Annotated in this window: 7 protein-coding genes; 4 read left to right on the forward strand and 3 right to left on the reverse strand. The window is 69.4% G+C overall.

Going from position 1 to position 6,736, the window contains the following annotated elements; genetic code table 11:
- Positions 1 to 361: hypothetical protein (locus DBR34_RS21740; RefSeq protein ID WP_219928246.1), on the reverse strand; the 361-nt coding region annotated here is incomplete at its 3' end.
- Positions 362 to 629: 268 nt separating this feature from the next.
- On the opposite strand from DBR34_RS21740, the gene DBR34_RS09145 reads away from it, so the two are divergent.
- The 4 genes from DBR34_RS09145 to DBR34_RS09160 all read left to right on the forward strand — a co-directional run bounded on the left by DBR34_RS09145 (position 630) and on the right by DBR34_RS09160 (position 4,337).
- Positions 630 to 2,186: a sensor histidine kinase gene (locus DBR34_RS09145; RefSeq protein WP_258223778.1), complete on the forward strand. Its 1,557-nt coding sequence runs from the start codon at positions 630 to 632 to the stop codon at positions 2,184 to 2,186.
- A 104-nt stretch (positions 2,187 to 2,290) separates the two neighbouring features.
- A complete protein-coding gene (locus tag DBR34_RS09150; protein WP_128096564.1) occupies positions 2,291 to 3,139 on the forward strand; it encodes a phosphatase PAP2 family protein in 849 nt (282 codons plus the stop codon).
- A gap of 99 nt (positions 3,140 to 3,238) precedes the next feature.
- A complete protein-coding gene (locus tag DBR34_RS09155; protein ID WP_128096565.1) occupies positions 3,239 to 3,634 on the forward strand; it encodes an OsmC family protein in 396 nt (131 codons plus the stop codon).
- A gap of 115 nt (positions 3,635 to 3,749) precedes the next feature.
- Positions 3,750 to 4,337: a fasciclin domain-containing protein gene (locus tag DBR34_RS09160; RefSeq protein WP_128096566.1), complete on the forward strand. Its 588-nt coding sequence runs from the start codon at positions 3,750 to 3,752 to the stop codon at positions 4,335 to 4,337.
- Positions 4,338 to 4,556: 219 nt separating this feature from the next.
- Here the strand turns inward: DBR34_RS09160 and DBR34_RS09165 are convergent, their stop codons facing one another.
- On the reverse strand, positions 4,557 to 5,417 hold the full coding sequence (locus DBR34_RS09165; RefSeq protein WP_128096567.1) for an OmpA family protein: 861 nt from the start codon (positions 5,415 to 5,417) through the stop codon (positions 4,557 to 4,559).
- A 105-nt stretch (positions 5,418 to 5,522) separates the two neighbouring features.
- On the reverse strand, positions 5,523 to 6,736 hold a 1,214-nt coding region (locus tag DBR34_RS09170; protein ID WP_181393959.1), incomplete at its 5' end, for a YadA-like family protein.

Below are 6,736 nucleotides of genomic sequence, written 5' to 3' on the forward strand. Positions count from 1 at the left end.
GCACGGCCCACTGCCAGCCGCCCGGGCTGGGGCGGACGTTCAACTCGCTGTCTTCGGCGAAGACCATCACCTGGCCCGCCCCGATCCAGCGCCCGTTGGCCCACATCGGTTGCGTGCAGGACACCGCCATCGCCAGCGCCACCATGCCCTCGCCAAACGTGCCGCTGGCGAAAATCGGCAGCGAATACGCGCCGCTGTCCAGGCTGAACTCGGGGAACACCAGCCGCTGCAGACATGCACGGAAGTGGCCTGCACCCAGCAGCCGCTGCTCGAAACGGGTATCGCGCACCACACCCAACAGGGCATCGGCGTCGAAGCCATCGACCACGAAGCGGGTGTACGGCGCCAGCGGTTCGTCCATGCCAACTCCTCGCAACGGGTCGGAAATCGGATAGCAGGCAAGCGGCGGAAGTGCTTAGATCGGCGCGATTGTGCTTCCGATCAAGTGCCACGACAAGCGCTTCCCGCGCGTTCCCGATCTACACTCCAGCTACGGTGCACAGAGCTGCATGATCCAGGTGGCGAGCCCCGTCAAACCGATCCGCCTTGAGCCTTCGGACCCGAACGTCCCCCGCTCCACCGCTGGCCAACCCGCCGCCTCCACATCATCTTCACCCGACCTGCGCACGGTGTTCACCTGCGTGCTGCCGCTGGTCGTCGGCTGTCTGCTGGGTCAACTGCTGCCCAACGTGACCCAGATCCCCGGCCTGCGCATGCATGTCCTGTGGCTGCCCGGTCCGCTGCTGCTCGGCTGGCTGCTGTGCGTTCCGCATTCGGCATGGCGCACGTGCGTGCTGTCGGCGTGCGCCGGTACGCTGCTCGGTGCCCTTCTGATACCCGACACCGCCGTGGCCCGGCTGCTTGCCAGCCTGGGCGAGGTTGCCCTGGTGGCAGGCACGGCCGCGCTGCTGCTGCGCTGGCGGGGCGAGCGCGCGGTGCTTGAAGGCTACCGCGAGATCGTCGTGTTCATGCTGCTGGGGTGCGTTGCCCTGCCCGCCTGCAGTGCGGGCTGGCAGCTCCTCGTGCGCGGCAGCGGCGCGGGCGCGTTGCCGCATGCCGACCTGCTGGCGGCCGCCCTGTGCAGCAGCGTGAGCTACCTGCTGATCGTGCCGGCCGTGGTCAGCATCGATCGGCTGGTGCGCAGTCCCGAACGCCGCCAGGGCTGGCACTGGCGCAGCATTGCGCTGGCCCTCACCCTGCTGGGGGCGCTGGGCCTGTTCTGGCAGGTGGACTGGGACCACGCGGCGATTACGCCGCTGCTGGCGCTGGCGCCGATCCCGCTGCTGGTGTGGGCGCTGATCATGTTCGGCGTCAGTGGTGCCAGCCTGGGCATGCTGGCGGTGGCGGTTCTGGGCATGCAGCTGGGCCTGGAAGGGCTGGGACCGTTCGGGTCGGACCCACCCAGCCACGACCTGGTGCCTGCGCAGGCGTGGACGCTGGGCACCGGCTTTGCACTGCTGTTCCTGGGTGCACTGTCCGAACAGAAACTCTCCAACCACCTGCAGCTGCAGCAGGCCTATCGTCGGCTTGGCGAAGTGACCGGGCGCATGCTGGTGGTGCAGGAAGAAGAGCGCACCCGCATCGCGCGCGACCTGCACGACGATGTCAATCAATCCCTGGCGGCGATCTCGATCCGGCTCAGCGCACTGCGCAACCAGGTCGGCACGGATGCGCGCGCCACTGTCGTCGAGCTGCAGGAGCAGCTGCTGTCGGTGTCCAACGATATCCGATCGATCTCCCACGAACTGCATCCGAGCATCCTGCGGTTCACCGGGCTGGCCAGCGCACTGGACGCGTTCTGCATCAAGCGCAACGCGCGCGGCACCCTGCGGCTTCGCTGTCGCATCGAACAGCCGCCGCGATTGCGCGACGACCAGGAGCTGAGTCTGTTCCGGATCGTGCAGGAAGCGCTCAACAACGTGGACCGGCACGCGCAGGCCAGCGTCGCCGAGGTCCTGGTTGCCGTGCACGGCATGGACCTGGTGCTGCGCGTGGACGACGACGGCCGTGGCCTGCCTGCGCCAGGCCGCCGACCGGTGGCACCGGGGCTGGGCATGATCAGCATGGAAGAGCGTGCCCGCCTGCTCGGCGGCACCCTGGTGGTGGGCCGCAGCCCGCTCGGCGGCACCCGGGTGGAAGTGCGCTTCGCGCTGGACACGGCCGACGAGACGGCGCTTGACCGGTAGTTTTACTGGCGCTTCCCGCGTAGGAACCCGCTTGTCCGGTGCGCGCGTTCCTTCCAGATTGCCAGGCAGTGCTGGCCATGACGGCCACCCTGCGGGAGGCTGACATGCGTGTTGTGAATCCACTGGTGGTGCTGCCCCTGGTACTGGCCGGCTGCGCATCCGGCCCATTGCAGCCCCCGCCCCCACCGCCGGCGGCTGCCGCGCCGGCGCGGGTGGTTCCCGAACTGCGCCCGGGCATTCCGGCCGGCTACCTGGGCCGTGCACTGCCCGACAGCCTGGCCCTGCTGCCACCGCCCCCGGCCAAGGGCTCGCCCGGGTTCGCCCAGGACCAGGCCATCAGCCGCGCCGCGCAGAAACTGCGCCGCACGCCCCGTTACGCGCTGGCCACGGCCGACGCCGACCTGCGCTTTCCGCACGTGGCCAGCGCGTTCTCCTGCGCACTGGGCATTCCGATCAGCCAGCAGGACACCCCGCGCCTGTACCTGCTGCTGCAGCGCAGCCTGGTGGATGCCGGGCTGGCCACCTACGCCGCCAAGGATCACTACAAGCGCACCCGCCCGTTCGTGTTCTACAAGGAGGCCACCTGCGCGCCTGCGGACGAAGCGCAGCTGCGTACCGACGGTTCCTACCCGTCCGGGCACACCGCGATCAGCTGGACCTGGGCACTGCTGCTGACCGAGCTCAGCCCCGGCCAGGCCGATGCGCTGCTGGCACGCGGCCGCGCGTTCGGCGAGAACCGGCTGATCTGCAACGCGCACTGGCAGAGTGATGTACTGCAGGGACGCGCCGTCGCCGCCGGTGCACTGGCCATGCTGCATGCCAACGCCGACTTCAACGACGACATGGCCGCGGCCCGCGCCGAGATCAGCAGCCTGCGCGGCAGCGGCGTGCCCGCCAGCGGCTGCGACGCCGAGGCCGCGGCGCTGCAGATCCGTATTCCCGGCGTGCAATAGCCCCATCGCGGTGTAACGCTGCGTCCCGGCGACCCGCCCTGCGTTACGCGCAGCAGCGTGCGATGCTGCGCGCATTCCCACTCCAGCACGGCGCCGCCCATGGCACAGGTTCAGATCGTTTCCGAAGGCCCCAACTACCGCCACCACATCCGCAGCGGCGAGCACGAGGTGATTGCTGACGAACCGGCCACGCTCGGTGGCCAGGGGGCCGGCCTGGCCCCGTTCGACCTGTACCTGGCCTCGCTGTCGGCCTGTACCGCGATCACCCTGCGCATGTATGCGGAAAAGAAGGGATGGGAGCTGGGCACCTTTCGCGCCGAGTTGAGCTCCTCGCGCGATGCCGACGGCAAGCTGCTGGTGCACCGCGTCCTGCATGCCAGCGCTGCGCTGAGCGACGCGCAGTGGCAGCGCCTGCTCGAGGTGGTCGAAAAGACCCCGGTCACCCTGGTGATGCGGGACGGCGCCACCATCACCAGCGAACGCGGGCCGGCCTGAACCGCCCTCACCTGTCGGTAACAATCTAAGAAAACCGGTCCCCGCTGCATCCGTCCCGCCGCTTCGCGCGTAGATCCTGCTGCGTCACTTGGACGCTACTGCTGGGACCCTGCACATGAAAAGCTCGCTGACCGGTCTGCTTCTGATTGCCTGCCTGTCCACCGCCGCCGCGCCGCTGGCGTTCGCGCAGGCGCCGATGGCAGGCCACGACCACGCCATGGCCGCCAACCCGATGGTGGGCGGTGCACCGATGTACGCCACCAAGGACATCATCGACAACGCCGTCGCTTCCAAGGACCACACCACCCTGGTTGCCGCGGTCAAGGCCGCCGGCCTGGTCGATACCCTCAAGGGCACGGGCCCGTTCACCGTGTTCGCGCCCACCAACGCCGCCTTCGCCGCACTGCCCAAGGGCACGGTCGAGGGCTTGTTGAAGCCGGAGAAGAAGGCCGACCTGACCAAGGTGCTCACCTACCACGTGGTGGCCGGCAACCTCGACAGCACCGCGCTGCTGGCCCGGATCAAGCAGGGCGGCGGCAAGGCCGCACTGACCACCGTGCAGGGTGAAACGCTGACGGCCCGCCAGGTTGGCAAGGGCATCACCCTGACCGACAGCAAGGGCGGCACCGCCCGCGTCACCATTGCCGACGTCCGCCAGAGCAACGGCGTGATCCACGTGGTGGACAAGGTGCTGATGCCCTGACCGACGTGCCGCGCAACCGCGGGCGGCGACGCTGCAGGAACGGGCGTCGCCGCGGGACGGGTAAAGGATGACCTGGCCCGCCACCCCGGTGCGATGACGGGGGAGACATCCTGCAAGGGCGACGAGCCAGGTCAAAGAACACCCCGGTCGATGCGGGAGAGATGCATCGACACAGGGCACCAACGGGGGGAGACGCGCGGCAATGCGCCGCGCCAGGGCTCAGCGCGCCTGCGCCAGGCCGGAGATTTCCACGCGACGATTCGGCGCCAGGCAGGCAATCACCGCCTGGCGGTTGCCCTGCGTGCAGTTCACCAGCGGATCGGCCTTGCCGCGCCCTTCGGCCACGATCGCCGCCGCCGGTACCCCGCCCTGCACCAGCGCATCGCGGACGGCCTGTGCGCGCCGGTGCGACAACACCTGGTTGTACCCATCGCTGCCGATCCGGTCGGTATAGCCCAGCACCTGGATGGTCTGCACCTGGCTGGCGCTGCGAACCTGCTGCAGCAGCGCGTCCACGCTGCGCCGACCGGCCTCGGTGAGCGTGGCACTGTCAAAGGCGAACAGCGCATCGGCCGACAACCGCACCGGCTCGCTGGGCATCGGTGCCGGCGGTGGCGGCGGTGGGGGCGCCGGTGGCTGCAGTAGCGCCGCGCACGCCTGCGGCTTCCAGTAGCCGGCCTGGGCCACGCCCTTGGCATCGAAGTGCACCTGGAACTGGCAGGTGAAGTAGTCGCCGTCGGGATTGCTGCGGAAGTTGAACAGGTAGTTCCACTCGTGCACGCCCCACATGCCTTCGCCGAAGTGCGGTGTACCCAGCAGGGTGTACAACTGGCGCTTGGTCATCCCGCGCGCGAACAGGCGCAGGCTGTCCAAGTCGACGAACAGGCCTTCCTTCAAGGTGGCCCGCTTCGGATCGGGGAACGTCACCTCCCCCGCCTCCGGCGTGACCGCAGCGCCTTCCGGCACATCGCCCTTGTGCTTGCCGCCGCTGGCGCAGGCGCTGAACAGCAACACCGCCAAGCCCAGCGACAGTGAGCGAAGCAACGGCGTGTGGTCGTGTGCAATCGATGATGTGGACATGGATTCCCCCTGGTGCGCGGAGCCGCGCTGGAATCCCCGGTGCGGCAGGCCGCCGGCACCGGGAACGAGTCACTGCGAACGTTTCAGTACGTCAGTACGGCGCGCTCACCACTGGATGCCCGCACCAACCGACACCCCGCCTTCGCCACGGCTGTTGGTGGTCCCGGCCACCTTGTAGATCCAGCGGCCGCCCTCGGACACCCCGGAAATGCCCACCGCCACGCCGGACTCGCCGTTGTAGCTGCCGGCGGCCACCGCGGCCATGCTGCGCCCGGCCTCGTACGGCTGCGGCAGCCCGGCCACCGCCATTGCCGCGGCCACGCCGGCCGAGGCGCGGTCGTCGGTACGGCGCAGGTTGCGGTCGAACGAATCGAAACGCTCGTCGGTGTACGCCTTGGACCAGTCCAGCGTCTGGTTCATGCCGGCACGCAGCTGGTCCACGTTGACCGCGTCGGTACCGGCCGTGCCGGCGGCGACGTTGCGCACGGTGGTCGGCCCGGTGCTGGTGCTGCCCAGGGTGACGCTGTTGAGGTTGGTGGTGCCGTTGACGTTGCTGTCGTAGCGGATGGTGCCCTGCTGCGACGCCTGCAGCTGGCGCACATTCACCGCATCGGTGTCGGCGCTGCCATCGCCGACGTTGGTGATCTGGCGCTCCGCGCCCGCGCTGCCCACCGACACCGTGTTGTCCCGGGTGGCCACCGAGCCGGCGCCCAACGCCACCGTGTTGCTGCCCTGTGCGCTGGCGCCGTTGCCCAGCGCGGTGCTGTTGGCACCGCTGGCGCTGGAACCGGCACCACCGGCGGCGGCATTGGCGCCGGTCGCCGCGGGGGCGGCCAGGTTGTTGCTGTTGTTCACCTGGAACATGCCCGAGGTGCCGTTGTTGATGTTGTTGATCTGGGTGTCGGTGTAGGCCTTGGACTGGTCGATGGCGTAGTTCACGCCGTTCTGCAGCTGGCCCACGTTGACCGCGTCGTAGCGGTCGGAGCCGTCCGCCACATGGGTGACCTTGCGTTCACTGCCGGTGCTGCCCACCGACACTTCACCGGCCGAACTGCTGCCGCCGGCCGCGCCGAACGCACCGGTGTAGCCGCTCTGCGCGCCCACGCTGGCCACCGACCCGCTGCCCAGCGCCACGCTGTTGTCGGCACTGGCGGTGGCCCCATCGCCGATCGCGGTGCTGCCACTGCCGCTGGCCGACGCCAGCGGGCCGATCGCGATGCTGTCGGCGCCGGTGGCACTGGCCGCGGCCTTGGTCGAGTTGACCTGCACGAACGGGCTGCCCGCACCCGGCTGGATCTGATCGATGCGGGTGTTGAGGT

It is taken from the genome of Stenotrophomonas sp. HMWF003 (genome assembly GCF_003061285.1).
Lineage (GTDB): Bacteria > Pseudomonadota > Gammaproteobacteria > Xanthomonadales > Xanthomonadaceae > Stenotrophomonas > Stenotrophomonas maltophilia_AP.

Bases quoted from the DNA above. Each gene is read 5' to 3' on its own strand.
- DBR34_RS09150 (WP_128096564.1), top strand. From the start codon at position 2,291: ATGCGTGTTGTGAATCCACTGGTGGTGCTGCCCCTGGTACTGGCCGGC.
- DBR34_RS09155 (WP_128096565.1), top strand. From the start codon at position 3,239: ATGGCACAGGTTCAGATCGTTTCCGAAGGCCCCAACTACCGCCACCAC.
- DBR34_RS09160 (WP_128096566.1), top strand. From the start codon at position 3,750: ATGAAAAGCTCGCTGACCGGTCTGCTTCTGATTGCCTGCCTGTCCACC.
- DBR34_RS09165 (WP_128096567.1), bottom strand. From the start codon at position 5,417: ATGTCCACATCATCGATTGCACACGACCACACGCCGTTGCTTCGCTCA.